Annotated in this window: 25 protein-coding genes; 16 read left to right on the plus strand and 9 right to left on the minus strand. The window is 67.9% G+C overall.

Annotated elements, in window-relative coordinates; translation table 11 throughout:
• The first annotated feature begins 75 nt into the window (after window positions 1-75).
• A complete protein-coding gene (locus IF47_RS0114755) occupies window positions 76-1,065 on the plus strand; it encodes an ATP-binding protein (RefSeq protein ID WP_031509231.1) in 990 nt (329 codons plus the stop codon).
• A gap of 91 nt (window positions 1,066-1,156) precedes the next feature.
• Here IF47_RS0114755 and IF47_RS0114760 read toward each other — a convergent pair whose 3' ends face one another.
• A complete protein-coding gene (locus IF47_RS0114760; protein WP_051717686.1) occupies window positions 1,157-2,485 on the minus strand; it encodes a polysaccharide deacetylase family protein in 1,329 nt (442 codons plus the stop codon).
• A 250-nt stretch (window positions 2,486-2,735) separates the two neighbouring features.
• Here IF47_RS0114760 and IF47_RS0114765 point away from each other — a divergent pair, with 250 nt between their 5' ends.
• From IF47_RS0114765 to IF47_RS31535, 5 genes are all read left to right on the plus strand, one after another.
• A complete protein-coding gene (locus IF47_RS0114765) occupies window positions 2,736-5,123 on the plus strand; it encodes a SulP family inorganic anion transporter (RefSeq protein ID WP_051717687.1) in 2,388 nt (795 codons plus the stop codon).
• A 201-nt stretch (window positions 5,124-5,324) separates the two neighbouring features.
• A complete protein-coding gene (acs, locus tag IF47_RS0114770) occupies window positions 5,325-7,289 on the plus strand; it encodes an acetate--CoA ligase (RefSeq protein ID WP_031509234.1) in 1,965 nt (654 codons plus the stop codon).
• Window positions 7,290-7,553: 264 nt separating this feature from the next.
• Window positions 7,554-8,015 carry a phage holin family protein gene (locus tag IF47_RS0114775; protein ID WP_031509235.1) on the plus strand — a complete coding sequence of 154 codons (462 nt, stop codon included), beginning with the start codon at window positions 7,554-7,556 and terminating at the stop codon, window positions 8,013-8,015.
• Between the two features lie 23 nt (window positions 8,016-8,038).
• Window positions 8,039-8,986, plus strand: coding sequence for an alpha/beta fold hydrolase (locus tag IF47_RS0114780; protein ID WP_031509236.1), 948 nt, complete (start codon window positions 8,039-8,041; stop codon window positions 8,984-8,986).
• Window positions 8,987-9,068: 82 nt separating this feature from the next.
• On the plus strand, window positions 9,069-9,254 hold the full coding sequence (locus IF47_RS31535) for a hypothetical protein (protein ID WP_078591830.1): 186 nt from the start codon (window positions 9,069-9,071) through the stop codon (window positions 9,252-9,254).
• A gap of 48 nt (window positions 9,255-9,302) precedes the next feature.
• On the opposite strand, the gene IF47_RS0114785 is transcribed toward IF47_RS31535, so the two are convergent.
• From IF47_RS0114785 to nth, 3 genes are read right to left on the minus strand one after another with little or no spacing between them, the layout of a single operon-like run.
• Entirely contained in the window at window positions 9,303-10,502 is a 1,200-nt protein-coding gene (locus IF47_RS0114785) for a MarP family serine protease (RefSeq protein ID WP_031509237.1), read from the minus strand.
• Window positions 10,503-10,515: 13 nt separating this feature from the next.
• Window positions 10,516-11,295, minus strand: a complete 780-nt coding sequence (locus IF47_RS27805) for an NUDIX hydrolase (protein ID WP_078591831.1) — start codon at window positions 11,293-11,295, stop codon at window positions 10,516-10,518.
• A 5-nt stretch (window positions 11,296-11,300) separates the two neighbouring features.
• Window positions 11,301-12,047 (minus strand): endonuclease III, encoded by a 747-nt coding sequence (gene nth, locus IF47_RS28755; protein ID WP_031509239.1) that lies wholly within the window; start codon window positions 12,045-12,047, stop codon window positions 11,301-11,303.
• Window positions 12,048-12,396: 349 nt separating this feature from the next.
• Between nth and IF47_RS0114800 the strand changes: the two genes are divergently transcribed.
• The gene (locus tag IF47_RS0114800; protein ID WP_031509240.1) at window positions 12,397-13,071 is read left to right on the plus strand and encodes a Crp/Fnr family transcriptional regulator; all 675 of its coding nucleotides are present in this window, start codon (window positions 12,397-12,399) and stop codon (window positions 13,069-13,071) included.
• Window positions 13,072-13,150: 79 nt separating this feature from the next.
• On the opposite strand, the gene IF47_RS0114805 is transcribed toward IF47_RS0114800, so the two are convergent.
• The 4 genes from IF47_RS0114805 to sp36 all read right to left on the minus strand — a co-directional run bounded on the left by IF47_RS0114805 (window position 13,151) and on the right by sp36 (window position 15,740).
• Entirely contained in the window at window positions 13,151-13,981 is an 831-nt protein-coding gene (locus IF47_RS0114805; protein WP_031509241.1) for an MBL fold metallo-hydrolase, read from the minus strand.
• Entirely contained in the window at window positions 13,978-14,982 is a 1,005-nt protein-coding gene (locus IF47_RS0114810) for an NUDIX hydrolase (RefSeq protein ID WP_245641118.1), read from the minus strand. The genes IF47_RS0114805 and IF47_RS0114810 overlap by 4 nt, the downstream gene beginning before the upstream one ends.
• Window positions 14,983-15,105: 123 nt before the next feature.
• The gene (locus tag IF47_RS0114815; RefSeq protein WP_031509243.1) at window positions 15,106-15,573 is read right to left on the minus strand and encodes a RidA family protein; all 468 of its coding nucleotides are present in this window, start codon (window positions 15,571-15,573) and stop codon (window positions 15,106-15,108) included.
• Window positions 15,570-15,740 (minus strand): Sp36 family protein, encoded by a 171-nt coding sequence (sp36, locus tag IF47_RS30200; RefSeq protein ID WP_106982560.1) that lies wholly within the window; start codon window positions 15,738-15,740, stop codon window positions 15,570-15,572. Before sp36 ends, IF47_RS0114815 begins: the two co-directional genes overlap by 4 nt.
• Between sp36 and IF47_RS27810 the strand changes: the two genes are divergently transcribed.
• The 8 genes from IF47_RS27810 to IF47_RS30720 all read left to right on the plus strand — a co-directional run bounded on the left by IF47_RS27810 (window position 15,739) and on the right by IF47_RS30720 (window position 24,912).
• Window positions 15,739-17,529 (plus strand): recombinase family protein, encoded by a 1,791-nt coding sequence (locus IF47_RS27810; RefSeq protein ID WP_051717688.1) that lies wholly within the window; start codon window positions 15,739-15,741, stop codon window positions 17,527-17,529. The genes sp36 and IF47_RS27810 overlap by 2 nt on opposite strands.
• A gap of 700 nt (window positions 17,530-18,229) precedes the next feature.
• Window positions 18,230-18,454: a hypothetical protein gene (locus IF47_RS30710; RefSeq protein ID WP_157839967.1), complete on the plus strand. Its 225-nt coding sequence runs from the start codon at window positions 18,230-18,232 to the stop codon at window positions 18,452-18,454.
• Complete coding sequence (locus IF47_RS27815; protein WP_157839968.1) at window positions 18,451-19,905, plus strand: DNA primase family protein; 1,455 nt, start codon at window positions 18,451-18,453, stop codon at window positions 19,903-19,905. Before IF47_RS30710 ends, IF47_RS27815 begins: the two co-directional genes overlap by 4 nt.
• A 956-nt stretch (window positions 19,906-20,861) precedes the next feature.
• The gene (locus tag IF47_RS0114835) at window positions 20,862-21,698 is read left to right on the plus strand and encodes a hypothetical protein (RefSeq protein ID WP_031509246.1); all 837 of its coding nucleotides are present in this window, start codon (window positions 20,862-20,864) and stop codon (window positions 21,696-21,698) included.
• 264 nt (window positions 21,699-21,962) lie between these two features.
• Window positions 21,963-22,322, plus strand: a complete 360-nt coding sequence (locus IF47_RS0114840; protein WP_051717690.1) for a hypothetical protein — start codon at window positions 21,963-21,965, stop codon at window positions 22,320-22,322.
• A gap of 83 nt (window positions 22,323-22,405) precedes the next feature.
• A complete protein-coding gene (locus IF47_RS30715; protein WP_157839969.1) occupies window positions 22,406-22,726 on the plus strand; it encodes a hypothetical protein in 321 nt (106 codons plus the stop codon).
• 356 nt (window positions 22,727-23,082) lie between these two features.
• Window positions 23,083-23,562, plus strand: a complete 480-nt coding sequence (locus tag IF47_RS28760) for a helix-turn-helix domain-containing protein (RefSeq protein WP_157839970.1) — start codon at window positions 23,083-23,085, stop codon at window positions 23,560-23,562.
• 657 nt (window positions 23,563-24,219) lie between these two features.
• The gene (locus tag IF47_RS30720; RefSeq protein ID WP_157839971.1) at window positions 24,220-24,912 is read left to right on the plus strand and encodes an HNH endonuclease; all 693 of its coding nucleotides are present in this window, start codon (window positions 24,220-24,222) and stop codon (window positions 24,910-24,912) included.
• Between the two features lie 542 nt (window positions 24,913-25,454).
• Here the strand turns inward: IF47_RS30720 and IF47_RS30725 are convergent.
• Window positions 25,455-25,712: a hypothetical protein gene (locus IF47_RS30725; RefSeq protein ID WP_157839972.1), complete on the minus strand. Its 258-nt coding sequence runs from the start codon at window positions 25,710-25,712 to the stop codon at window positions 25,455-25,457.
• 156 nt (window positions 25,713-25,868) lie between these two features.
• On the opposite strand from IF47_RS30725, the gene IF47_RS0114855 reads away from it, so the two are divergent.
• Window positions 25,869-26,108 (plus strand): winged helix-turn-helix domain-containing protein, encoded by a 240-nt coding sequence (locus IF47_RS0114855; protein ID WP_031509249.1) that lies wholly within the window; start codon window positions 25,869-25,871, stop codon window positions 26,106-26,108.
• The last annotated feature ends 239 nt before the right edge of the window (window positions 26,109-26,347 follow it).

Raw genomic sequence — 26,347 nt, forward strand, 5'->3', positions numbered from 1 at the left:
GCCATGCCCCACGTTCGAGTGGTCTTCTTCACGTGGTTCCGTCTCACCCTGGGATGTCCGACTACGCTCCCGGTTATGAAAATCGCTTTCGTTGGAAAGGGCGGCAGCGGCAAGACGACGCTGTCCTCGCTGTTCGTCCGTCACCTCGCCGCCCACCGTGCCCCCGTCGTCGCCGTGGACGCCGACATCAACCAGCACCTGGGGGTCGCGTTGGGGCTGGGCGAGGCGGAGGCCGCCGCCCTGCCCGCGATGGGCGCCCACCTGCCGCTGATCAAGGAGTACCTGCGCGGCACCAACCCGCGGATCGCCTCCACCGAGACGATGATCAAGACGACCCCGCCGGGCGAGGGCTCCCGGCTGCTGCGGATCACCGAGGACAACCCCGTCCACGACGCCTGCGCCCGCCGCGTCCGGCTCGACGGCGGCGAGGTGCGGCTGATGGTCACCGGCCCCTTCACCGAGGCCGATCTGGGCGTGGCCTGCTACCACTCCAAGGTCGGCGCCGTGGAGCTGTACCTGAACCACCTGGTCGACGGGCGGGGGGAGTTCGTGGTCGTCGACATGACGGCGGGTTCCGACTCCTTCGCCTCCGGGATGTTCACGCGCTTCGACACGACGTTCCTGGTGGCCGAGCCGACCCGCAAGGGCGTGGCGGTCTACCGGCAGTACAAGGAGTACGCCCGCGACTGGGGCGTCTCCCTGCGCGTGATCGGCAACAAGGTGCGCGGCCGGGACGACCTGGACTTCCTGCGCGCCGAGACGGGCGACGACCTGCTGGTGACCGTGGGGGACTCCGACTGGGTCCGCGCGATGGAGCGGGGCCGTCCCCGGCCCTTCTCGGAGCTGGAGGACGGGGTCCGCGAGGCGCTGCACGCGATGTACGAGGCGGCGGACGCCTCGTACGAGTCGCGCGACCCGGAGCGGTACACCCGGCAGATGGTGCACTTCCACCTGAAGAACGCCGAGAGCTGGGGCAACGCGAGGACGGGGGTCGATCTGGCCGCCCAGGTCGACCCCTCCTTCGTGCTGGGCGAGGAGCGGGCCCCGACGCCCCAGCCCGCCTGACCCGGCCCGCCTGATCCGCCCCACCGCGCCGGGCCGGAGCCCGTCCGGCTCCGGCCCGGCGCGGTGACGGACGGGACGGTCACGCGGACGGTCACGCGGCGGGGTCGGGTGAGACGGACGGCGGAGCGGTCCGCTTCTCGGCCGGCCCGGCAGGTTCAGCAGGCTCAGCAGGTTCAGCAGGTCCGGCCGGGAAGTTCCCCCAGCCGCCCTCGGGGGCCTGCCCCACGTCCAGGGTCCGCAGCTCCTCCAGGAGGGCGGGGTCCTGCCGGTCGAGCCAGTCCACGAGCTGCCGGAAGGAGACGCAGTGGACGTCCTTCTTCGGGCAGATCTCCTTGATGACGTCCTCGACGGCCTTCATGTAGACGCCGCCGTTCCAGTCCTCGAAGTGGTTCCCGACGATCATCGGAGCCCGGTTGCCTTCGTAGGCCCGCTCGAAGCCCTGCAGCAGACCGTCGCGCATCTGACGTCCCCACGCCTCGCGCTGTGATGGGTCGCCGTTGACGGTCCCCGACTGGTTCGCGAGGAAGTTGTAGTCCATCGCGAGCGTCTCGAAGGAGCGTCCGGGCATCGGGACCTGCTGGAGCGGGAGGTCCCACAGTCCACCCTCCTTGTCGGGCCAGACCTGGGTGCCGCTGCCGGAGGAGTCGTAGCGGAAGCCCATCTCCCTGGCGGCCGGCAGCAGGTTGTCACGGCCTTCCAGGCAGGGGGTCCGGCCGCCGACCAGCTCCTTGTCGTAGTCGAAGGGGAGCGGCTCCTCGTCCTTCCAGCCGGTGGTGGTCTTCCAGTTCTTGACGAACCACTTGGCCTGTTCGATCTCGCTCTTCCACTGCTCGGTCGTCCAGGTGCCGACGCCGCCGGGCCCGCAGAAGTGGCCGTTGAAGTGGGTGCCTATCTCGCTGCCGTCGAGCCAGGCGCCACGCAGTTGCTCCAGCGTGGCCTTGACGTTCTCGTCCTTGAGGTAGCCGATGTCGGAGGCTCCGGGCGAGCGGCCGGGCGGGGCGTAGCGGTCGGCCTTGGACTCGGGGAGGACGTAGATGCCGCTGAGGAAGTACGTCATGTGGGCGTCGTGTTCCTTGCCCACCTCGCGGAAGTGGGAGAAGAGCTTCTTGCCGTCCTCGCCGGCGCCGTCCCAGGAGAAGATGACGAACTGGGGGGGCTTCCGACCGGGCCGGAGCTCCTCGAACTCGGGTTGGTTGGGTTGGGCGCCTATGTAGGCGGTGGAACCGTCGCCTATCAGTTCTATCGTGCCCGCTCGGTTCTCTTCCCGCCCGTCCTTGTTCGCCTTGTCCCCCTTGCCGCTCCCTTTGCCGTTCCCTTTGCCGTTCCCCGGCGTGGTCGAGGCGCTCGAACAACCGGCTGCCAGCACGACCAGCGCGGCCACCCCCGCGACGCTTCTGGTCAACCTCCCTGTGATTCCCATGAGTTCCACCTCACCGCTTCTGTGCTCGTACGGCCGACGCGTTCGGCCTGCGACCAACCTCACACGCACTGTGAGAGGCGCAAGTGCGACAAGCGGTTCCCATGATTTATTCACCCTCAGGCATGAACAATGAGCCCATTTGCCCGGACCTCCTTCCAAGATCCTTTACGTGACATTACGGTTCGTTTACCAAAACTTTGAGTGATTACTCACACACGGAACGTGATGGATCTCTGTGACGGAGACGGATATGTCCGCCTGCGCCCCTTCCCGCTCCCCTGACTCCGACCCCACCGGTCGTACCGGCCGGTCCGACCTCCCCACCCGCTCGCCTTGGCTCAGGGGCCGCCCCAAGGGCGCCCTGTCCGCCGATCTCTCGGCCTCCATGGCCGTCTTCCTCATCGCCGTGCCCCTCTCCCTGGGCATCGCCCTGGCCACCGGCGCGCCCCTCCAGGCGGGCCTGGTCGCGGCGGCCGTCGGCGGCATCGTCGCCGGACGCTTCGGTGGCGCTCCCCTCCAGGTCAGCGGGCCGGCCGCGGGCCTGACGGTGGTCGTCGCCGAACTGATCCAGCGGTACGGCTGGCGCACCACGTGCGCCATCACGGTGCTCGCCGGTCTCGCCCAGCTCGGCCTGTCCGCGCTGCGGGCGGCCCGTTCCGCGCTGATGATCAGCCCCGCGATCGTGCACGGCATGGTCGCGGGCATCGGCGTGACGATCGCCCTCGCCCAACTGCACATCGTGCTCGGCGGAAGCCCGGAGAGCTCCGCCGTCGCCAACGTGCTGGCCATGCCCGGACAACTGGCCGACCCCCGTCCCGACGCCCTGTCGGTGGGCGTCCTCACGGTGGCCGTCGTCCTGCTGTGGCCTCGGTTGCCCGGCCGGGCGGGCGAACGGGTCCGCGGGGTGTTCCCTCCCGCGCTGGCCGCGGTGGCGGCGGCGACCGCGGTGGCGGCCCTCGTCGGCCTGCGGCTGCCCCGCGTGGACCTGCCGTCCTGGCACGGCCACGCCCTCCCCTCCCTGCCCAACGGGCCGGTCCTGGGGCTGCTCGCCGCCGTGCTGACCGTCACCCTGGTCGCCAGCGTGGAGTCGCTGCTGTCCGCCATGGCCTCCGACAAACTGGCCGTCGCCCGCACCCTCCCGGAGCACCTGTCGACGGTGCGGATTCCACGTGCCGATCTGGACAGGGAGCTGCGTGGCCAGGGCCTGGCCAACATGGTCTCCGGAGCCCTGGGCGGGTTGCCGATCACCGGAGTGGCGGTGCGCACCGCGGCGAACATCCAGGCCGGCGCGGTCAGCCGCGACTCGACCGTCCTCCACGGGGTGTGGGTGCTGCTCGCCACCGGGCTGCTGGTCGGCGCGCTGGAGCTGATCCCGCTGGCCGTCCTCGCCGCCCTGGTGATGGTGGTCGGCGTGCAGATGGTCAAGATCGTCCACATCCGCAGCGTCACCCGCCATCGCGAGGCGCCGGTGTACGCGGCCACGACGGCGGGCGTCGTCCTGCTCGGCGTGCTCGAGGGGGTGGGGATCGGCGTCGCGGTCGCCGCCGCCGTCGCCCTGCACCGCCTGGCCCGCGCCCGGATCGACTGCGAGATCGACGAGGAGAGTGGAGTCCACCGGGTACGGGTGCGCGGCCGGCTGACGTTCCTCGCGGTGCCGCGGCTGAGCCGGGTCCTGGGCCGGGTGCCCGAGGGAAGCCGGGTGGCGGTCGAGTTGGGCGACTCCTTCATGGACCACGCCGCGTACGAGACCTTGCGGGACTGGCGGACCTCCCACACGGCGCGCGGCGGCAGCGTGGAGATCACCGGCCGTTCCGCGCCCTGCGTGCGGGAGCCCTCGTCCCCGCACGGCTGCACGCCGTGGCTCCCGTGGCGCGATCACCAGTGCACCAGGCCCCGGACCGGCTCCGAACGGGGCTCCGACCCGGGCTCCGAGCGGGGCTCCGAGCGGGGCCTGCTCCTCGGCGGGGTGCGCAACTTCCAGCGCGCCACCGCGCCACTGGTCCGCGAGGAACTGGCCCGGTTGGCGCGGGAGGGACAACGGCCCTCCCACCTCTTCATCACCTGCGCCGACTCACGGCTGGTCACCAGCATGATCACCTCCAGCGGGCCGGGAGACCTCTTCACCGTGCGCAACGTCGGCAATCTGGTGCCGCCTCCGGGCTCGGAGGTGAACGACGACTCGGTGGCGGCGGCGATCGAATACGCCGTGGAGGTGCTGCGCGTGAGGTCGATCACCGTCTGCGGGCACTCCGGCTGCGGGGCCATGCAGGCGCTGCGCCGTTCCGGGCCGAACGCCGCCGCCACTCCCCTGCACCGCTGGCTGCGCCACGGCCGCCCCAGCCTGGAGCGGCCGGCCGCGCGGCGCGATTCGGGCCCGCGCATCGCGGACCGGGGCCCGGCCCCGCGCGAGGCCGACGAGTCGGAGGCGCTGTGCCTGACCAACGTGGTGCAGCAACTGGAGCACCTGCGGGCCCATCCGTGTGTGGCCCGACGCCTGGCCGAGGGCTCGCTGGAGCTGCACGGGATGTACTTCCACGTGGGCGAGGCACAGGCGTACGTCCTGAACGACACGGCCGGCGGCGACGGTGCGGAAGGGCCGGTGTTCACTCCCGTGCGTCCCGATGTGGTGGTGGTCTGAACGACGGATCGGGCGAGCGGACGGCGTGGTCCGGAGGGGGCGGAACGTGCCGTTCGACCGCTCGTCGCCCGCTCGCCGACGCACATGAACCCCTGGGCGCAAAAGGTCTACACCACCTGGCAGACAAGTCTTGTCAGCAGGCACATGGGCTGATGAGCTAAGACCTGGGACACAGCAGACACCCTGGGAAAGGGAGATGTCGTGAGCAACGAAAGCCTGGCCAACCTGCTCAAGGAGGAACGGAGGTTCGCGCCGCCCGCCGAGCTGGCAGCGAACGCCAACGTCACCGCGGAGGCGTACGAACGGGCGAAAGCGGACCGGCTGGGCTTCTGGGCCGAGCAGGCCCGTCGACTGAGCTGGGAGACCGAACCGACCGAGACGCTGGACTGGTCCAACCCGCCGTTCGCCAAGTGGTTCAAGGACGGCCGGCTCAACGTGGCCTACAACTGCGTCGACCGCCACGTCGAGGCGGGCCTCGGCGACCGGGTCGCCATCCACTTCGAGGGCGAGCCCGGCGACACCCGCTCCATCACCTACGCCGAGCTGCGACGCGAGGTCTCCAAGGCCGCCAACGCCCTCATCGAGCTGGGCGTCCAGGCGGGCGACCGGGTCGCGATCTACATGCCGATGATCCCCGAGACGGTCGTGGCGATGCTGGCCTGCGCCCGTATCGGCGCCCCGCACTCGCTGGTCTTCGGCGGATTCTCCGCCGACGCGCTGGCCTCCCGCATCCAGGACGCCGACGCCCGGGTCGTCATCACCTCCGACGGCGGCTACCGGCGCGGCAAGCCCAGCGCGCTCAAGCCCGCCGTGGACGAGGCCCTGACCCAGCCGGGCACCGAGAACGTGCGCACCGTCCTCGTCGTCCGCCGCACGGGCGAGGAGGTCGCCTGGACCGAGGGCCGGGACGTGTGGTGGCACGAGCTGGTGGACCGCCAGTCCGAGGAGCACACCCCTCAGGCGTTCGAGGCCGAGCACCCGCTGTTCATCCTCTACACCTCCGGCACGACGGGTAAGCCCAAGGGCATCCTCCACACCTCCGGCGGCTACCTCACCCAGGTGTCCTACACCCACCACGCCGTCTTCGACCTCAAGCCGGAGACGGACGTCTACTGGTGCACCGCCGACGTCGGCTGGGTCACCGGCCACTCGTACATCGTCTACGGCCCGCTGGCCAACGGCGCCACCCAGGTGATGTACGAGGGCACCCCCGACACCCCGCACAAGGGCCGCTGGTGGGAGATCGTCGAGAAGTACAAGGTCACGATCCTCTACACCGCCCCGACGGCCATCCGCACCTGCATGAAGTGGGGCGACGACATCCCGGCGAAGTTCGACCTGTCCTCGCTGCGCGTGCTGGGCTCGGTCGGCGAGCCGATCAACCCCGAGGCATGGGTCTGGTACCGCCACCACATCGGCGGCGACCGCACCCCGGTGGTGGACACCTGGTGGCAGACCGAGACCGGCGCCATCATGGTCAGCCCGCTGCCGGGCGTCACCGAGGCCAAGCCCGGTTCGGCGCAGGTGCCGCTGCCCGGCATCTCCGCGACCGTCCTGGACGACGAGGGCAACGAGGTCCCCAACGGCTCGGGCGGCTACCTCGTCGTGACCGAGCCGTGGCCGTCGATGCTGCGGACGGTCTGGGGTGACGACCAGCGGTACCTGGACACCTACTGGTCGCGCTTCCCGAACCGCTACTTCGCGGGCGACGGCGCCAAGAGGGACGACGACGGCGACATCTGGCTGCTGGGCCGGGTGGACGACGTGATGCTGGTCTCCGGCCACAACATCTCCACCACCGAGGTCGAGTCCGCGCTCGTCTCCCACCCGAAGGTCGCCGAGGCCGCGGTCGTCGGCGCCGCCGACCCGCAGACCACCCAGGCCATCTGCGCCTTCGTGATCCTGCGCGGCAACGCCGCCGAGGACGAGGGCCTGGTCGAGGAGCTCCGCGCCCACGTCGCCAAGCACCTCGGCCCGATCGCCAAGCCCAAGCGCATCCTGCCCGTGGACGAGCTGCCCAAGACCCGCTCCGGCAAGATCATGCGGCGCCTGCTGCGCGACGTCGCCGAGAACCGGGCGCTGGGCGACGTCACCACCCTCACCGACTCCACGGTGATGGACCTCATCCAGGCCAAGCTGCCGGGCTCCACCGGCGGCGACGACTGAGCGAGGCCGCGCCGGCACACGAGCACAGCCGGCACACGACGGACGCGGGGCGTCCGGCCGCCGTCGACACGGTGGCCGGCACGCCCCGCGTCCGTCGTCGGGCGGGGTGGGACCGGAAGGAGCGAGAACAGGGCAAGGTAGGGGGTGAGATCAGGGGTGAGATACGCCTCGACCGGGCTCCGACGGCTCGCCGCCGCGACGCCGGGGACCGCGGTCCGGCATGATCTGACCCATTCGATAGCCCACGACGGGAGGAAGCACGCGATGAGCGCAGCCGAAGACGGCCGCAGCGTCGGCCAGTTGGTCGCCGCGGCCACGACCGAGCTGTCCGCGCTGGTCCACGAGGAGATCGCGCTGGCCAAGGCCGAACTGCGGCAGGACGTCAAGCGCGGCGCGATCGGCAGCGGCGCCGCCGTCGCGGCGGGGGTGCTGCTGCTCTTCTCGCTGCCCGTGTTCAGCTTCGCCGCCGCGTACGGCATCCACAACCTGGGGATCGGGCTCGCCTGGTCCTTCACCATCGTGGGCGGCGTGTACCTGGTGCTCGCGGCCATCCTCCTGTTGCTGGCCAAGGCCAAGCTGTCCAAGGTCAAGCCGCCGCGGCGCTCGATCGCCTCGGCCAAGGAGTCGGCGGCCCTGCTGTCGAACGTCAAGCCGCACCCGCGGGCCGTCCCGAAGGGGAGGACGGCACCCGAGGCCATCGAGCGCATGTCACGCTCTTCCGCATGAGCGACAAGACGGGCACGACAGGAATGACCGGCACCACACCCCCCGACCCCTCCTCGTCATCCCCCTCGTCCGTCGTCCGGATGGACGGCCCCTGGACGCACCGGGACGTCGCGGCCAACGGCGCTCGTTTCCACATCGCCGAGATGGGCGAGGGCCCGCTGGTGCTGCTGCTGCACGGTTTCCCACAGTTCTGGTGGACCTGGCGGCACCAGCTCCCCGCCCTGGCCGAGGCGGGTTACCGCGCGGTCGCGATGGATCTGCGGGGGGTGGGCGGCAGCGACCGCACCCCCCGGGGGTACGACCCGGCGAACCTCGCGCTCGACGTCACCGGTGTGATCCGTTCGCTGGGCGAACCGGACGCGGCGCTGGTCGGGCACGACCTGGGCGGCTACCTGGCGTGGACGGCGGCGGTGATGCGTCCGAAGCTGATCCGTCGGCTGGCCGTGGCCTCGATGCCGCACCCGCGCCGCTGGCGCGCGGCGATGCTGGGCGATCCCCGGCAGACGGCGGCCGGCGCGCACGTCTGGGGTTTCCAGAGCCCCTTCCTCCCCGAGCGCCGGCTGGTGGCGGACGACGGGGCGCTGGTCGGTCGGTTGCTGCGGGAGTGGTCCGGGCCGCGGCTGCCGGAGGAGGAGGCCGTCGAGGTCTACCGGCAGGCGATGTGCGTTCCGTCCACCGCGCACTGCTCGATCGAGCCGTACCGCTGGTTGGTCCGGTCGCTGGCGCGGTTGGACGGCTTCCAGTTCAACCGGCGCATGAAGCGCCCGGTCCGCGTCCCCACCCTCCATCTGCACGGTTCCCTCGACCCGGTGATGCGCACCCGCAGCGCGGCGGGCTCGGGCGAGTACGTGGAGGCCCCCTACCGCTGGCGTCTCTTCGACGGGCTCGGCCACTTCCCGCACGAGGAGGACCCGAAGGCGTTCACCACGGAACTGATCGACTGGCTCAAGGACCCCGAACCGGACCGATGATATGGGCACGTGTCGCGCGCATAGGCCAATTGACGGACCATTGGGCGATTACCGACCTTGAGGCCCGGGCAGAGTCCGGGGTATGAGCTGGACGCACGACTACCGTGACGTGTCACGCGACATCAGGGAACAGAGCAGCGCGCGGGGCTCGTCCCCGCATTCCCCGCTGGATCATCGTGATCCCCGCGATCCCCGACTCGGCATTCCCCACATCCTGCGCCGGCGCGCCCGCTGGGTCGGCGCGCGGCTGCGGCATACCCGCGGCTGACGGCCACCGCCCCGCCATCCCGGCGTCCGCCCCGGCGTCGTCTTCGCCTCACATCGCGCAGCCCTGGCTGTCCACCGGACCCTGGGCCGCGCGCCCCTGCCGGATGTCCGGGAGCACCTCGTCGTTGGTGAGGGCGTACCCGGTGCTGTCGTCCTTCAGGGACTTGGCGAAGATGACGCCGTACACCCTTCCGTCGGGGGTGAGCAGCGGGCCGCCGGAGTTGCCCTGCCGGACGGTGGTGTGCAGGGAGTAGACGTCGCGTCGCACCGTGCCGCGCTGGTAGATGTCCGGGCCGGTGGCCTGGATGCGTCCGCGTACCCGCGCGGAGCGGACGTCGAACCCGCCGTTCTCGGGGAAGCCCGCGACGATCGCGTCGTCACCGGTCTCCGCGTCGTCCCGCGCGAACCGCAGCGCCGGCGCGTCGAGTGACGGCACGTCGAGTACGGCGATGTCGCGCTCCCAGTCGTAGAGGACGACCGTGGCGTTGTGGAGCCGGCCCTCGCCGCCCACCTGCACGGCCGGCTCGTCGACGCCGCCGACGACGTGCGCGTTGGTCATCACGCGCCCCTCGTCGAAGACGAAACCCGTGCCCTCCAGGGACTTGCCGCAACTGGGCGCCGTCCCCGTCACCTTGACGATGGACCGCTTGGCGCGGACCACGGCCGGACTGTCGACGAGCGCCGGGTCCGGGGGGTCCACGGAGGTGATGGGTTCGTTGGCGAACGGCGAGAAGACCTGCGGGAACCCGTTCTGCGCGAGGACGGAGGTGAAGTCCGCGAACCAGGTGTCGGCGTCGTCCGGCAGCACTCCGGAGACGCCCTGGAGCACCGTGGAGTCGCGCACCTCGCGGGCGAGGGTGGGCAGGGTGGTGCGGGCCAGCGCCGAACCGATCAGCCAGGCGACGAGCAGCATGGCCAGGACGTTCACCAGCGCGCCGCCGGTCGCGTCCAGGGCCCGCGCGGGGGACCAGGTGATGTGGCCGCGGAGCCGGTTGCCCAGGTGGGTGGTGAAGGCCTGGCCCACCGAGGCGCACACGATCACCACGACCACCGCCGCGACCGCGCCCAGCGTGCCGGGCGACGCCCCGTCGGTCACCTCGTTCCAGATGATCGGCAGCAGGTGGACCGCGACGAGTCCACCGCCGAGGAACCCGGCCACCGACAGCACGCCCACCACGAAACCCTGGCGGTAGCCGATGATCGCGAACCACACGGCGGCGAGCAGCAGCAGTACGTCCAGCACGTTCACGTCGCTCACCGTCTCATGCGTGCCGGTCGAGGGGGACGTGCCTCTCGGTGTCCCACGGTCTTTCCCAACCGGAGAAGTGCAGCACCCTGTCGATGATCCCGGCCGTGAAGCCCCACACCAGGGCTCCGCGCGCGAAGAAGCACGGGCCTCGGTAGCCACTGGGGTGCACCACGGTGGCGCGGTTCGCCGGATCGGTGAGGTCGGCCACCGGCACGGTGAACACCCGGGCCGTTTCGGCCGGGTCCACCGGCGCCACCGGACTCGGCTCCTTCCACCACCCCAGCACGGGCGTGACGACGAAGTCGCTCACCGGGATGTAGACGCGCGGCAGCCGGGCGAAGATCTGCACCCCGGACGGGTCGAGCCCGGTCTCCTCCTCCGCCTCCCGCAGCGCGGCCCGCAGCGGCCCCTCGCCCTCCGGGTCCCCGTCCTCCGGGTCGAGGGAGCCACCGGGGAAGCAGGGCTGTCCGGCGTGGGAGCGCAGGCTGGACGCCCGTTCGGTCAGCAGCAGCTCGGGCCGGGGCTCACCGCCCTCCGTGCCGTCCTCCCGGCGGTTTCCGTCCCCGAAGAGCACCAGGACGGCCGACTGCCGCCCGCCCTCCTTGGGCGGCAGGAAGCGGCTGAGCTGCCGTGCCCGCACCGTCGCGGCGGCCTCGGCGACCGGGCGGAGCCAGTCGGGCAGCCCCTGGTCGGTGACGGTGACGGGCCCGGTGGCGGATCCGGTGACAGACCCGGTGGCGGATCCGGTGACAGAGCGGCCGGGCGCCTCGTGTACGTGGTGGACGTGACTCATGAGCCTCACCCCGCGCCCAGCGGCGGCGCGGGCTGCCCCGGGTAGTCCGCCGGTGGCTTGAGTCGTTGGCCGGGCAGGCCGCCCATCTCGTACTTCAGCAGTTTCCTCGCCTTCTCCGGGTCCGTCTCGCCCTCCCCGTAAGAGGGGCACAACCAGGCGATCGGACAGGCCCCGCACGCGGGCTTGCGGGAGTGGCAGATGCGGCGGCCGTGGAAGATCACCCGGTGCGAGAACATCGTCCACTCGCTCTTGGGGATGATCTCGGCGATCTCGGCCTCGACCTTCTCCGGGTCCGTCTGTTCGGTCAGCTTCCAGCGGCGCACCAGCCGCCCGAAGTGCGTGTCCACGGTGATGCCGGGCCTGCCGAATGCGTTGCCCAACACCACGTGGGCCGTCTTGCGTCCGACGCCGGGCAGGGAGACCAGGGCCTCCAGGCTGTCGGGCACCTCTCCGTCGAAACGGTCGCGCAGGGCCGCGGAGAGCCCGAGCAGCGACTTGGCCTTGTTGCGGAAGAACCCGGTGGGGCGGATCAGTTCCTCCAGCCGCTCGGGATCGGCCGCGGCCATCTCCTCGGGGGTGGGATAGGCGGCGAAGAGGGCGGGGGTGGTCTGGTTGACCCGCAGGTCGGTGGTCTGGGCGGAGAGCACGGTGGCCACCAGGAGCTGGAACGGGTTCTCGAAGTCCAGCTCGGGGTGGGCGTAGTAGTACACCTCGGCCAGCTCGCGGTTGATGCGCCGGGCACGGCGCACCATGGCGAGCCGGGACTCCGGCTTGCCTCCGCTCGCCGCTCTCGTCGCTCTCGCCGCCGCGACTCGTTTGGCGGGCTTCTGTTCGCCCAGAGCGGAATCACGGGAAGAGCCACGGGACACCGTCACCCGTACGCCCCCTTTCCATCCGGTCTCACCGGGGTGTTGGCCACCCGGCCAGCGTACGGGGGAGCAACGACATCCGCCCCGCTCACCGCCGATTCGGGGGCCCAATCGGCCCCCTGACGCCTCCGCCCGGCCCCGGGTACGTCAAACTTGTGATTGATCGCACTGTTTTACCGTCCGGCATCATGGGGGCGACAGTCCCGTGGGCAGGTCGACAAGGAGAGAACTCGTGGACGACGTTCTGCGGCGCGCCCCGCTTTTCGCTGCGCTTGACGACGAGCAGGCTGCCGAGCTGCGTGCCTCCATGACGGAGGTGACCCTCGCCCGGGGCGAGGCCCTCTTCCACGAGGGCGAGCCCGGCGACCGGCTCTACGTGGTGATCGAGGGCAAGGTCAAGCTCCACCGGGCCTCCCCCGACGGCCGCGAGAACATGCTGGCCGTCCTCGGCCCCGGCGAGCTGATCGGCGAGCTGTCCCTGTTCGACCCGGGCCCGCGCACCGCCACGGCCACGGCGCTGACCGAGGTCAAGCTGCTCGGCCTGGGCCACGGCGACCTCCAGCCCTGGCTCAACGCCCGCCCCGAGGTCGCCACCGCGCTGCTGCGCGCCGTCGCCCGACGCCTGCGCCGCACCAACGACTCGATGTCCGACCTGGTCTTCTCCGACGTCCCCGGCCGCGTCGCCAAGGCGCTGCTGGACCTGTCGCGCCGGTTCGGCGTGCAGTCGGAGGAGGGCATCCACGTGGTGCACGACCTCACCCAGGAGGAGCTGGCCCAGCTCGTCGGCGCCTCCCGCGAGACGGTCAACAAGGCGCTCGCCGACTTCGCCAGCCGCGGCTGGCTCCGGCTGGAGGCCCGCGCGGTCATCCTGCTGGACGTGGAGCGCCTGGCCAAGCGCTCCCGCTGAGTCCCCTTCCCCGGCGGCCGCGTCCCCCGCCGCGGCCGGTACCGGAGCACGGCCCGCGCCGTCCCACACCGCGCCGGCGTCACACCAGGCCGTGCTCCTCCAGGTACTCCAACTGCGCCCGCACCGACAGCTCGGCGGCGGGCCAGAGCGTGCGGTCCACGTCCGCGTAGACGTGCGCCACCACCTCCGAGGCCGTGCGGTGACCGTTCTCGACGGCCGTCTCCACCTGCGCGAGCCGCTTGGCGCGGTGCGCCAGGTAGTACTCGACGGCCCCCTGCGCGTCGTCCAGCACCGGCCCGTGGCCCGGCAGCACCGTGTGCACGCCGTCGTCCACGGTCAGTGAGCGCAGCCGCCGCAGCGAGTCCAGGTAGTCGCCCAGCCGGCCGTCGGGGTGGGCCACCATCGTCGTGCCGCGCCCCAGGATCGTGTCGCCGGTGAGCACCGCGGCGTCGGCGGGCAGGTGGAAGCTGAGCGAGTCCGCGGTGTGCCCCGGGGTCGGCACCACCCGCAGTTCCAGGCCGCCGGTGGTGATCACGTCCCCGGCCGTCAGGCCCTCGTCGCCCAGCCGCAGCGCCGGATCGAGCGCGCGGACGGCCGTCCCCGTCAGCTCGGCGAAGCGGGCGGCGCCCTCGGCGTGGTCCGCGTGGCCGTGGGTCAGAAGCGTCAGCGCCACCCTCCTGCCCGTCCGCTCCACGGTGGCGATCACCTTGCGCAGGTGCCCCTCGTCCAGCGGTCCGGGGTCGATGACCACCGCCAGGGACGAGTCCGGCTCGGCGACGATCCAGGTGTTGGTGCCGTCCAGCGTCATCGGCGAGGGGTTCGGGGCGAGCACGCACACCGCGCGGGTGGTGCCCGTGCCGTCGATCACGCCGCCGCGCGGCTGTCCGGGGAGTGCCGCCGCGTCCGTCATGCCGTCTCTCCCCCGCCTCCGCCCGCGGACGTCCGTCCTGTGGGCACGTGTTTGGTGAACTCCTCGTGGCCCGGCCAGCTCAGCACCACCCGCGACCCGCCGGCGCCGTCCTCCTCCAGTCTGGCCCTGGCCAGCACCGGCGTCAGGTCCCGCTCCCCGGCGGCGGCGAGCACCGCGGCGGCGTCGGGGTACGGCCGGATCTGCCGCAGGGTGGCGATGGTCGGCGGCATCATCGTCAACTCGCCCCGGTCGTAGCCGGCGGCCGCGTCCGCCGGACGGATCCACACCGTGCGGTCGGCCTCGGTGGAGGCGTTGCGGGTGCGCTGCCCCTCGGGCAGGGCGGCGACGAAGAACCAGGTGTCGTAGCGGCGCGCCTCGAACTCCGGGGTGATCCAACGCGCCCAGGCGCCCAGCAGGTCGCTGCGGAGCACCAGCTCGCGGCGGGCGAGGAAGTCGGCGAAGGACAGCTCGCGCGCGACGAGCGCCGCCCGGTCCGCCTCCCAGTCCTCGCCCGTGGTGTCGGCGACGACCGTCTCCGGGTCCGGGCCCGCCAACAGGACGCCCGCTTCTTCGAAGGTCTCGCGCACGGCCGCGCACACCACCGCCTGCGCGACCTTCTCGGCCACCCCGAGCCGGCGCGCCCACTCCTCGCGCGACGGGCCGGCCCAGGCCAGGGCGTGCCGGTCGCTCTCGTCACGCGGGTCGACGCCGCCGCCCGGATAGGCGTAGGCGCCCCCGGCGAAGGCCATGGAGGCGCGACGGCGCAGCATGTGGACGACCGGGCCACCGTCGTCGGTGTCCCGCAGCAGCATCACGGTCGCCGCCCGGCGCGGCTCCACGGGGGTGAGCCGCCCTTCGGTCAGGGCCCGGATGCGGTCGGGCCACTCGGGCGGGTACCACTGGCCGTCCCCGGCCGGGGACGGCTGTGACTGCTGTGACGGCTGTTCTGGGTGAGGCGGTTGTGACGACGGAGGCGCGGAAGGCGACGGCGTTGACGGCATGGCCGGATCGTACGACCGCGAGCGGGGATGTTCGAGGGGTGCTCTCGAACATCCCCGCGAACACCCCCGAACATCACGGCCCGAGGTCACGGTCCCGACGCCGCACCCGGCCCGTCCGTCCGCTCAGTCCGCCAGCTCGACCAGGACCTCGAGCTCGACCGGCGCGTCGAGCGGCAGCACCGCGACGCCCACCGCGCTGCGGGAGTGCACGCCCTTGTCGCCGAGGACCTCGCCGAACAGCTCGCTGGCACCGTTGATCACACCGGGCTGGCCGGTGAAGTCCGGAGCGGAGGCGACGAAGCCGGTGACCTTGACGATCCGGGTGATCCGATCCAGGTCGCCGACGACGGACTTCACCGCCGCCAGGGCGTTCAGCGCGCAGACCTCGGCCAGCCTCCTGGCCTCCTCGGGCGTCACCTCGGCGCCGACCTTGCCGGTCACCGGCAGCTTGCCGTCGACCAGCGGAAGCTGCCCGGAGGTCTGCGCGTAGGAGCCGGTGAGCACCGCCGGCACGTACGCGGCCAGCGGGGCCGCCACCTCCGGCAGGGTCAGCCCCAACTCGTCCAGACGTGCCTCGACGGCTCCGCTCACTGCTTCTCCCGCTTGAGGTACGCCACGAGCTGTTCGGGGTTCGGGCCCGGCACGACCTGGACGAGTTCCCAGCCGTCCTCGCCCCAGGTGTCCAGGATCTGCTTGGTCGCGTGCACGAGCAGCGGCACGGTCGCGTATTCCCATTTACGGTGGCATGATGTCGCCATGATCACTCCGCAGGTGGTAACCGGCATGAACTTGCACGTTGCAGCATACGGACGACAGAGCTACGGCCGAGAGAACGGCAGCGAGGCCAGCCCGGCAGCGCAGCGCAGCGCCAACTATGCGCGGTTCGAGACGTTCGCCGCTGAGGTGGCCCGCGACGGCAGAGAGGCCAAATGGTGCGGCCACTTCGAGGACGTAGGCATAAGCGCGTTCAGCGGCGTAGAGCGCCCCGAATTTGAGCGGCTGATCCGTGAGTGCCGTATGGGCCGTATCAACGTGATCATCGTCTACAACGTCAGCCGTCTGTCTCGACTGGAACCGACCGATGCTCTCGGGATCGTGAACGAACTTCACAGCCTCGGCGTAACGATCATCAGCACGACCGAGGGTGTTTTCCGGCCGAAAGACACCTTGGACTTGATCCACCTCATCTTCCGTCTGGACGGCGCGCACCAGGAGAGCCAGAACAAGAGCACGGCCGTCCGTGACGCTGTGAAGCAAGCGCGGGCCCTCGGCGGGTACGTCGGCGGTAAGGCACCGTTCGGCCGGAGGCTGCGTCAGGTGACCCGATACAACGCCGACGGCAAGCCGATTGCCATTCAGCTACTCGACACCGACCCGGAGCAAGCGAAGATCATTCAGCGGGTGTGGTGGATCATCCGCAAATACAAGCACCGCGCGATCACTGAGAAGCCCACCGGTAAGGAGGTGCCCGGTTCCCTCGGAAGCATCGTGCGACAGTTCAACGCCGAGGGTGTGCCGACGCAGGGAACCGCGCGAGGGAAGAAGACGGCCGGGGGCGCGTGGCACATCAAGACCCTTGCCGCCATGCTCCGGCATCCGCACCTTGCAGGGTTCGCAACCGACCCGATTTACGAGAAGCAGAAGACGAACCCTGAAAAGAAGCGGGTAGTCGGGCACCGCATCCGGCGAGACGAGAACGGGGCCCCGATTCAGGCGTGGGAACCGATCATCGAACCGGGCGACTGGTTCGAGTTGCAGGAGTGGCTAGACAGTCGCCCGAAGCGCAAGTTCGAGAACCGGACCACAGCCCTACTTACCAGCATGGAAGTTCTCTACTGCGAGTGCGGACGGCCGATGAGTGCCAACAACGCTGCGCGGCCGGTGGGCGGTTCGTACTTCTGCTCTCGCCCCAAGGGGGTCAAGCCCAAACCGGGTGAGCATGACGGTGGCTCATACATCAGCCGGGCCGGTGTCGATGATCTTGTCGCACGTCGCATCTTCGCTCTGATCTCTACGGCCGAGGACGACCCCGAGACAGCGGACATCCTCGCTGCCGCCGCACAGCGGTTCGGAGAGGCCAACGAGAGCCCAGAGAGAGCCCAGGAACGGCGCACGGTGGTACAGGAACGGGCCGACGCTGCGCGGGCGTTGGAACAGCTCTACGACGATGCCGACCTGTACCGGGGCGATGAGATCGGCCGGGCACGGTGGCGCAAGGACGTACAGGCACAGCAGGAACGTCTAGCCGCATGTGATGCCCTCATGGCTGAACTTGGGGAAGCTGACGTTCCCACGCTGCCTATCTCGGAATGGCTCAGTCATGACGACGACTGGAACGGCGACCCGATCGGCCCCGGTACGTGGTGGGACCGTGCATCGCTGAACGACCGGCGCGCGCTGGTCAAGTTGTTCTGTGAGCGCGTGGAGATCCGTAAGGCACGGGACGACGAAAAGAGCCGAGGAAACAAGGCTGCGCCGGTTGTGGAACCGCGCGTCACGATCACATGGGCCAAGCCGAACCAGCGCGGGCAGGAGGACGCTGCCTAGGCGGTCGTCTGACGCCCTACAGGGGCCCGGTTGGTACTTGGGTACCGCCGGGCCCTTTCGTGTGCCCGCAGACAGCCCTACAACCGTTTTCAACGGGCAGTGCTGTGCCGAGGGTGGAGACGCGGCTACGCCTTACCGCCAGGAAGCCACAGGGGCCGCTGTGAGCGCCGTTCGCCGGCTAGCCGAGGAATACCGCCTAGGAAGCGCTAGACGGCCGTCTACGGCGCTCTACGCCCCTCGGTGCCGCCGACTACCGGGTCAGCCGCGTGAAACGCTCTGAGGGCCGCACAGGAGTTCTGTAGTCAAACGACTACTCTATGTGATGTCAGTTGCGGGCATTCGGCCCCTGACCTGCTGTTCTTAACAAACTCACTCTCTGCACTCCGAGAGCAAGAGACAGCGCGCCGAGGCCGCTTAACTCGCTCGCTCTCTGAGGGACAGCAAGACACCCGCTCGCTGAGGGGGTGTCTTTTCTTTGGTCCGATTTTGGATGCATCCAAGGAGGAGAGCTAATGCGCACTAAGTGCAACTGCGGTAAGCCGCTCCCGCCCTACTGCGGAACGGGACAGCGACCGAAGTATTGCAGCCGCTCATGCCGTAGCCGTGCCTACTACCAGCGCAAGACGTACGGCGCTACTCGCTGAGGAAACACCCCCACCTAGGAACGTTCCTAGGTGCCACGCCGAGAGGACACACGAGAATGACCGAAGCAGAAAAGCAGCGCGCCCGAGTAGACGCGCTGATCGTATGGGTTGAGGAACGAATAGAACTCCTCAACGACTACGGGCCCGGTGCGCTGTCTAGCGACCAACTGATTTTCCCCGACCCGTACCGCACCCCCGACGCACCCGAAAGCAAGCCACGCCGTAACCGCACCGCCCGCAACGCCGCCGCCGCACTCGCATTCCTGGAGAACGACAAGTGAACTTCGATAACGCCTACTGGGCCCGACAGCGTGAACTACTAAGCATTGACCCCGAGGTTCGGCACGTGAACTTTGCGCGGTTCGTTGCCGACCAGTGCGGCCACGAGCTACGCCACGTGCAGCACGTTGGTTGGTACCGCTGGAATGGCCGAATCTGGGAAGCAACCGGCGACGACGGCGCGGCCATGCAGGCGATTACCGATGCCGCCCGAATCCTCATGCGCCACGGGGCCGACAATCCCGCTGACATGAATTGGGCTGCCGCCGCAGCTAACAAGATGCTCGTTAACTTCCAGCGGCGCGCAATCGTCGCGGAAATGTCCGTCCTGCCGCAGCTCCGAGCCACGGTCGATGATCTCGACACACACCGCCACTTGCTGACGTTCCGCAATGGCACCGTGGACCTCCGAACCGGCGAACTAAAGCCGCACGATCCCGCCGACATGCTGACGCAGTGCGCGCTAGTCGATTACGTGCCCGATGCCGAGTGCCCCCGCTGGCTGCGATTCGTAGAGGAAATCTTCCCCGGCGACCCCGAGCTACAGCGGTACTACCAGACCTTTCTAGGAATGGCGATTACCGGCGAGGTACGCGAGCACGCGCTAGGCGTTTGGTACGGAGAGCACGGCCGGAACGGCAAGGGCACCACCATTCGCACCATGCAAAAGGTGTTCGGTCACGATATCGTGCATGAGGTTCCGTTCACCATCTTTGAGAACGTGCGCGGTCAGGCTGTCCACACTGAGCAAATCGCAGCGCTGCGCGGTAAGCGGCTAGTCGTGGCGCAGGAAGGTAACCAGGGTGTGCCGATGAATACGGCGCTACTCAAGAACCTTTCCGGTGGGGACCGAATCAACACCCGACACCTTCACGGAAAGGTGTTCTCTTTCGAGCCCACCTTTACCATCGTGCTCGCTACCAACTATCTGCCGGAATTCGGTTCGGGTGGTGCTGCGCTATGGGCCCGCACTAAGGCCGTTCTGTTCGGACAGAGCTTCGCTGACCGGCGAGACCCGGACCTAGAACCAACGATCCAGGGGCCGGAGCGTGAGGGTGTAGCCGCATGGGTTGTCCGTGGCGCAGTCCGCTACTACGCCGAAGGCTTGCGCGACCCGCTGAGTGTCGTTGCTGCGACCGAGCACCACAAGGAAGAGGTGGACCCGCTAAAGCCTCTCATCGGTGAGGTATTCGACTACGACGACGACAGCGAAGTTAAGCGGTCCGATTTCAACCGGGCGCTAAAAGAATGGTGCCAGGACAACGGCGAAACGTCGGGCAAGTTTAAGCCCAGCTCCGTTAAGAACCACCTAAAGACGAACGGGGTCACCGAGGTTCAGCGAAAGGGCAAGGGTTGGATGTACCGAGGTATCTACCTGCTGTCTGACCCGCCCGCACACATCGTGAAGCCTGAGCCGCTCGGCCCCGGAATTCTCGACCAAACGCAGCGCTGACAGCGGGAAAGCGCGCTTTAGCGGTGGGGCGGTCATAGAAAAGTTGTTACCTGTACCTTCTCCCCATACGTGTATAGGAGGAAGGGTCAGGTAACAAGAAATCTGTTACCGCCCCTCTCGCTTTCGCGGCCTTCCTCGCTGTGGTGCCGGTGCACCGTAACGGCTGTATAACCATCCCTCGGCCCCGTGCGGAATTCCGCCCCTAAACGGCGCTTTCCCTTAACAAACTCACTCTCTCACGGGTAGGGCCGATTCCAAAGGTTCTGTTACGGGGTCACCCTTCGGACGTTCTCTCGGCGTTGCCCGGCCGGTCAGATTTTCTCTCCTTGTCTGGCCGGCTGCCCGCCCACATAGGAACGTTCCTAGGTGATCCCCTCGCGGCTGCACCCGCACCCCCCTTAGTCTTCGGTGAGGATAACTCACGCGCGTACTGACGTTTACGGCGTGGCGCTCACCGCTTGCCCCCTTACCCGCTGTGTGGTCTGTGCAGAGACCCGGCCGGTAAGGGGGCATTTTTCGTATCCCGAGAGGAACACCGTATGGGCTCATGGAATTGGGCTGAGCTTAGTAGTTCCGGTGGTAGCTCTACCCACAACCGCGATTACGCCGAGCGCTGGTCCCGTAAGCGGGCACAGAGCAGCCGCCCCACCCTCGGTCACTTCGACCATTACGAGGAAAAGGCGCGAGAGCGTGAGGCTGCACAGCGAGAGGCCGAGGCAAACCGAAACGCTGCCGAGTGGTCGAGTGAGTGGCGAGAGCGGGAAGACGCGATAAGTCGTTTCCGCGCTGATGATCCAGAGCCATTCGTTCCCGGCCCCGACGCTGACGATTTTTATGTACGAATGGATGAGCGCGCGGAATGGGAAAAGCGTCGAGACGCTTACCTAGATCGCGTCGAGGGTGAAAAGATCGCCGCCCGTATCAAGAGCCGTTTCTAACCGAGGAGAACACCCGAAATGAAGCTAGAACTAGCTCCCAGCAATGTTCGTATTGCGCTGGAGTCTGCCGACCGGACTAAGGCGAAGGTTAATGAGCTAGCCGAGAAGGTCAACCGGGCCACGCCGCCCGAGAAGATTTGGACGGATGAGGCGCAGCTACTCGGTATTGATCCGTGGCACTGTGACCTAGCGCCGGCCGTAGCCGCTGAGCGTTGGAAGAAGGTGCGGGAGCTAAGCGACTTTTGCGACGACCTAGAGGCGCGCTGGCATGAGCTGGAAAGCGAAGCCGAGGCCATCCGGAAGAATGCCGCTAAGGCACACGCCGAGGCGCTGCGAAAGGGCACTAAGGCCCCGTCCACGGCTGCTAAGGCATTCGAGGCTGACGCTGCCCTAGAGGGATGCTCGCTGGTTCTGAGTGAGACTGTGACCGAGCTACGTCGGGCGCGAAAGTCTTACGACTCGCTGCTAAACGATACGGCGTTTCTCAACGAGTACCGGGAGGCCGTTATTACCGAGTTCAAGGCGCAGCGGGAAAAGGCAGCCGAGGCTTTCAAGGCTGCCGCTGGCCACATCAACGCGACGCGCCGGCGATACGGCACTCTAGTTAACCTCACGGTGAACCACCTAGACGCTATTCCCGAGGAAGCTCGTTACCATCTACCGCTTCGCGGCACGGGGTGGGGAAACGCCGATGTGTCTACCTCGCTAAATATGCTGCAAAAGCAGTTCAACGAGGATCACCCGCTGTTCTCTGGTGATTTCTTCACGATGCCGCTAGGCGAGATTGCCGAGGCAGCCGAGGAGTTGGCCGAGGAACGAAAGGCGACGGCCGACCGGCGTAACTACCTGATGTAGCCCGGTTGTTTTGGCGGGGTCGGTATAGGACCACCGGCCCCGCTTTCATTCTTCCTGGTTATGAATGCACGCATTGAACGCGTGCACATTCCTCGCTGAATTCACGCTGCGTAGCCTCGCTGAATGTCACCGAATGTGACTGGAAGGGTGGGGGCCCACCCCCAAACGGCCCTCTTCCGGACCGGGACCGTATAGCAGTCACCGGAATGCGTGCCCGCAGCGCTCCCAGCTCCAGCAAACCAACACGCACCGTAAGGAGGTGCCATGCCTGAAACCAGCCGGTCGGCTGCATTCCGTGACGAGATTACGGAGGCGTTCGACCTTGACCCGGATCACGCCCGCATCGTTGATGAGGCCGCCCGCATTCTCGATGAGCTAGCCCTGATGGAATCGGCTATCGCCCAACACGGTGCGATTGTTCAGGGACGCTACGGCCCGCAGATTAACCCCGCGCTAGAACAGGCCGATAAGCACCGTAAGACGTTTATGGCGTTGCTCAAGTCGCTTAACCTCCCGCGCGAGACTCACGCCGAGATCGTGGATATGACCGAGGCCGCAGCGGCTAAGGCGCGGAGCGATGCAGCGCGTAAGGCTGCGCTGGCCCGATGGGGGACCCGAGGATGAGCCGCCGCCGTTATTCCTCAGCCGTCCCTTTGCCGGTCCGTGTGGAACACCTGCTAACGCTTAGCGCTCCCGCTCCCGCTGTTGTGCGTGACGTACTCAGCGAGCACCCCGAGGCAGCGCGCATTTACAGTACGGACGCCGCCGACTGGCTTACGGATAAGGAACTGTCCGCGCCGTATTTCTACGACGCAGCACACGCGGTCATGCTGGCCGAGGTGAACCGGGATCATGCGATTGACGGATGGTTCCGCTCCCTTGAATTCACCGTCCGCGACCTTGAACGCTCGGCGCTGTATTCCGCACGCGGTATTGGGTTTGGTATTCCGCCGCTTGAATCGTCGGTGTTGCACCTGCCCGCGCTCCGCTGGTCTGGCCGTTGCGCTGTTCGTCGCACCACACCTTGACGTTTAGGTGTGATCCATAAGCCACCGGGCGGTTTGGCCGTCGCCCGGTTAGGGGGTGCCGCTCCGCTGTCTTTCTTCCTTTCAACAGCGTTGAGCGGCCCCCCGTTTTCTTCGAAAGGAAACACACGATGAGACTTCCCCTATACGCACGCATTGCGGCTACGGGCGGCCGGCCGGTTGTCCTACTCGCTGCGCTGGCCATGTCCGCACCGGGCGAATATCAGCTAGCGGTCATGGCCGGTTGGTCGCCGAGCGTGGCCGTTCTCATGCCGCTTGTGGTTTCGGCGTACGCCGCTGTTGCTGCGGTCATTTCGGCCACCTGTCCGGACAGCCGGTCAGCGAGGATCGGGGCGGGAATGGCGCTGTTGCTCGCGTTGACTGCGCAGGTGACCGCGCATCTGATCATGTCCGGTTATCTGTCGGTCGGGCCGGTCATGGTTGCCGCTGTATCGGCCGTTCCGCCTCTTGTGGCCGGTCACCTAATGCACCTTGCCGCTGTGGGCCGTAACGGCGCTGAGAGGCTGTCTGAGGGCCGCGAGGATGACCGGCCTACTGACCGGCCGACAGAGCCGCGTAAGGACGCTGAGAGGCCGTTTGAGAGCGTCGCGGACACGGGCCCGGACATGGCCGGACAGAGCGCCGAGGATGACCGCCCGTCCGGTCAGCGTTCGCCGGTCACTCCACCTAGCCCCGAGGTAATCCGTACGGCCATTGCCGCACTGTCCGCCAGTGGGCAGCGCGTGACCGGACAGATGATCGCTGACCATTTCGGCGTCAGTGAACGCACCGGCCGCCGGTATCTGGCCATGGTCGAGGAGTCCGCCAATGCGCGATGACAGCAAGCTGATTCGAGTCGATATCGACTACGGCGCGCGTAGGCGTTGCCGCGAGTGTGGCCGACTCCGCAGCGTGCGCATGTTCGCAATTGATCTAGGGCATCCTGATTACCGCAACCCCCGCTGTGACGACTGTGAGAGTTCCGATGAATGGTGAACAGCGTAAGTGCATACGGCCCGGTTGCGGTCGGCTAGGTGATTCTCGGAGCAGCGGGAAAGGTCGGCGTTTGTATTGCAGCTCGCGCTGCCGAAAATGGCATCGGTCGTTCACAGCGTTTACCGAGGGTGGCGTAGCTATGGGCAGGGACGCGAACACTGACGCTGTGCTGTTCGCGGGAATCCGTGCTCTTGGTCTTTTCGATCCTCGGACCGGCCCTGTGCTGTGCGAATTGTTCGAGGCTTACGGGCGGCGAGGATGAGCGCCGAACCGCAGCGAGTTGTGTGGACGCCAAACGGCTGGATTCCCTCGGATGCGCCGGCCCCGGCCGGGATGGTTGCTTACCGGTTTCCTCGCTCGCTGCCGGTTGTCCAGCCTGCCGAGGTTTCGGCCGAGGAGTTCCCGCGTAGGCCGAGAGTGCGTCAGGGACACCCGAGGAATTACGGCCGTAGGCGATAGGGCACCTAGGAACGTTCCTAGGTGCGAGGAGAGGAACACACGTGATCATCACCAGAGAGCACGCGCCGGAATGGGCGCGATTCACAGCGCGCAAGCCTCACCCGCTGGCCGACCGTAAGGCGCGAGGACGCTATAACCGGGCGCTGCGGAGCAGGGGCGTACCGGCGAAAAGCTGTTCTCACTGTTATGCCGTCAAGGCTCTGTCGCAGTTCAATAAGAACAGCGGAAAACCAGACGGGCGAGAATCCCGATGTCGCGAGTGTCACCGCGCCGCTAATGCACAGTGGTACGCCGAGAACACCGAACGTCAGCGTGCATATGCCGCCTGGTATCACAAGGAGTACGCCGAGAAGCGCCGCGCTTACGTCGCCCGGTGGTACGCCGAGCACACCGAGGAGAGGCGCGCGTATATGGTCCGGTACCGCGCCGAGAATCCCGATAAGGAACGCGCCAAAGAACGCCGCCGCCGGGCACGTCTGCACGGCGCTGATAACGACGGTTGGACAGACTCCGATATCGCACGCCGCGCCGAGGAGTGCGACGCTTACGGCTGTTTCTGGTGCGGCAGCGATCCGGGCGAGGATTGGCACCGGGACCACATAGTTCCGCTGTCTCGTGGTGGCAGTAACCGGCTAGAGAACATCGCTATTTCCTGTCAGCCGTGCAATAGCTCGAAATGGGCAAAGATCCCTTACGAGGAGTGGACACCCCCGTTGGCCGAGGAACCCGCGTAAGCACCTAGGAACGCTCCTCGGTAATATCGCACAAACATTCGATAACCCCCGATAGTCACTCTCACAGCGAGGGCGACTGTCGGGGGTTATTTGCGTTTTTGACGCTGCGTCAGATTCCAGCGCATAAGGAAACCCCCGGCGGCCGGCTGCACCACCGAGGGTTCCTCTCGCGGTTCTATCGCTGTTGTTTGCGCGCTGCTCTCATGTTGGCTTCACGAATCGCTGCCATTCCATGACAACGGCACGTGCAGATCAGGTACACCAACCCCTCTACCGGCCGTGCCGGCGGCTTCCCCTCGGAGCACTCGTCGCAGTAACGGAACCGGCATTCGGCGCTGACGTACTTTGGCGCTGTCTTCACCGGTCCCCCTCGGTCGGCTGCCGGCGAACGGCATTCGCGTCCTGGCGAAGCTTCCTCGCTGCGCACTCGGTGCACGCCACTACCGAGACACCGGGGCCAGAGTTGCCGGGGATGAATGCCACTTCGACCGTGGCCGGCTGGTATTCGTCGTGCTGACAGAACGTCGCTCGGATGGTTCCTGTCACGACGCGCCCCCATGAACGTAGATGGTTCCCGAGTCTTGACCGAGGGTTTCCGGCGCGAACTGTTCGTGCGCTATCACGTACGGCCGAACCAGCGGGGAAGTGTCGCCGTCGATGATCTCCACCGGTACGGCGCGGTTGGTCGTGATCAGCGTTCGGCGGACAGGATCGGTCGGCTCGGCCGGCGGTTCCTCGGCTCTGCGCTGTCCAGTCGGCGGGAACAGCCATCCGAGGAGAGCGCGGGTTATCGTTCGCATGTCGGTCGCTCCCTATAGCGATCGGCCACAGCCCCGGACACCTAGCCCGTGTCGCGGGGCACTTTCGTTGCGTGACCAAACTACCGCGTAACCGCACTACCGCACTAGCGCAGTACCGCGATAGCCGAAACTCGCGGAACCGCGCACGCTGATCCCATGAACCTTGATCGTTCCGTGCCGGTGTGGCCACAGGTGGCCGACGAACTACGCCGCCGTATCGACGCTGGGAAGTACAAGCCGGGTGAGCGGTTCCCCGGAACGGTGGCTATCGCGGCTGAGTTCGAGGTGAGCCAATCGACCGCGCAAAAGGCCGTGGTGCAGCCTCGCAGCGAGGGGCGGTTGCGAACGGTGCTGGGGCAAGGTTCGTTCGTTACCGACGGGCCCAAGGGCGACTAAGCCCCCGGCCCGAGGGGCGAGGGGTTCGGCCCGGTAGCGCTGACGCCCCGAGCGTCACGTTTCCGCAGGTCAGTGGCCGTATTGCTCATGCCATGGTGTGTGGTGTAACTTTCGCGTATTCCCACTTCGTCATGGGGGTGACCTTAACCGCTCGCCGGGCCCCGACCCACCTCCCGCCCTGTCTCTTATACACATCTCCGAGCCCACGAGACCTCTCTACATCTCGTATGCCGTCTTCT

The sequence above is a fragment of the Streptomyces megasporus genome, from assembly GCF_000718985.1.
In the GTDB taxonomy this organism is placed as follows: domain Bacteria; phylum Actinomycetota; class Actinomycetes; order Streptomycetales; family Streptomycetaceae; genus Streptomyces; species Streptomyces megasporus.

Excerpts from the sequence above, each read along its gene's own strand:
- IF47_RS27805 (WP_078591831.1), bottom strand. The coding sequence starts at position 11,295 with ATGAGTCACGTCCACCACGTACACGAGGCGCCCGGCCGCTCTGTCACC.
- IF47_RS0114810 (WP_245641118.1), bottom strand. The coding sequence starts at position 14,982 with ATGCCGTCAACGCCGTCGCCTTCCGCGCCTCCGTCGTCACAACCGCCT.
- IF47_RS0114775 (WP_031509235.1), top strand. The coding sequence starts at position 7,554 with ATGAGCGCAGCCGAAGACGGCCGCAGCGTCGGCCAGTTGGTCGCCGCG.
- IF47_RS31535 (WP_078591830.1), top strand. The coding sequence starts at position 9,069 with ATGAGCTGGACGCACGACTACCGTGACGTGTCACGCGACATCAGGGAA.
- IF47_RS0114855 (WP_031509249.1), top strand. The coding sequence starts at position 25,869 with ATGAACCTTGATCGTTCCGTGCCGGTGTGGCCACAGGTGGCCGACGAA.
- IF47_RS0114755 (WP_031509231.1), top strand. The coding sequence starts at position 76 with ATGAAAATCGCTTTCGTTGGAAAGGGCGGCAGCGGCAAGACGACGCTG.
- IF47_RS0114835 (WP_031509246.1), top strand. The coding sequence starts at position 20,862 with ATGAAGCTAGAACTAGCTCCCAGCAATGTTCGTATTGCGCTGGAGTCT.
- IF47_RS30710 (WP_157839967.1), top strand. The coding sequence starts at position 18,230 with ATGACCGAAGCAGAAAAGCAGCGCGCCCGAGTAGACGCGCTGATCGTA.
- IF47_RS0114805 (WP_031509241.1), bottom strand. The coding sequence starts at position 13,981 with ATGACGGACGCGGCGGCACTCCCCGGACAGCCGCGCGGCGGCGTGATC.
- IF47_RS0114760 (WP_051717686.1), bottom strand. The coding sequence starts at position 2,485 with ATGGGAATCACAGGGAGGTTGACCAGAAGCGTCGCGGGGGTGGCCGCG.
- IF47_RS28760 (WP_157839970.1), top strand. The coding sequence starts at position 23,083 with ATGGCGCTGTTGCTCGCGTTGACTGCGCAGGTGACCGCGCATCTGATC.
- IF47_RS0114780 (WP_031509236.1), top strand. The coding sequence starts at position 8,039 with ATGACCGGCACCACACCCCCCGACCCCTCCTCGTCATCCCCCTCGTCC.
- IF47_RS27810 (WP_051717688.1), top strand. The coding sequence starts at position 15,739 with ATGATCACTCCGCAGGTGGTAACCGGCATGAACTTGCACGTTGCAGCA.
- IF47_RS30725 (WP_157839972.1), bottom strand. The coding sequence starts at position 25,712 with ATGCGAACGATAACCCGCGCTCTCCTCGGATGGCTGTTCCCGCCGACT.
- nth (WP_031509239.1), bottom strand. The coding sequence starts at position 12,047 with ATGGTGCGCCGTGCCCGGCGCATCAACCGCGAGCTGGCCGAGGTGTAC.
- IF47_RS0114840 (WP_051717690.1), top strand. The coding sequence starts at position 21,963 with ATGCCTGAAACCAGCCGGTCGGCTGCATTCCGTGACGAGATTACGGAG.
- IF47_RS0114765 (WP_051717687.1), top strand. The coding sequence starts at position 2,736 with ATGTCCGCCTGCGCCCCTTCCCGCTCCCCTGACTCCGACCCCACCGGT.
- sp36 (WP_106982560.1), bottom strand. The coding sequence starts at position 15,740 with ATGGCGACATCATGCCACCGTAAATGGGAATACGCGACCGTGCCGCTG.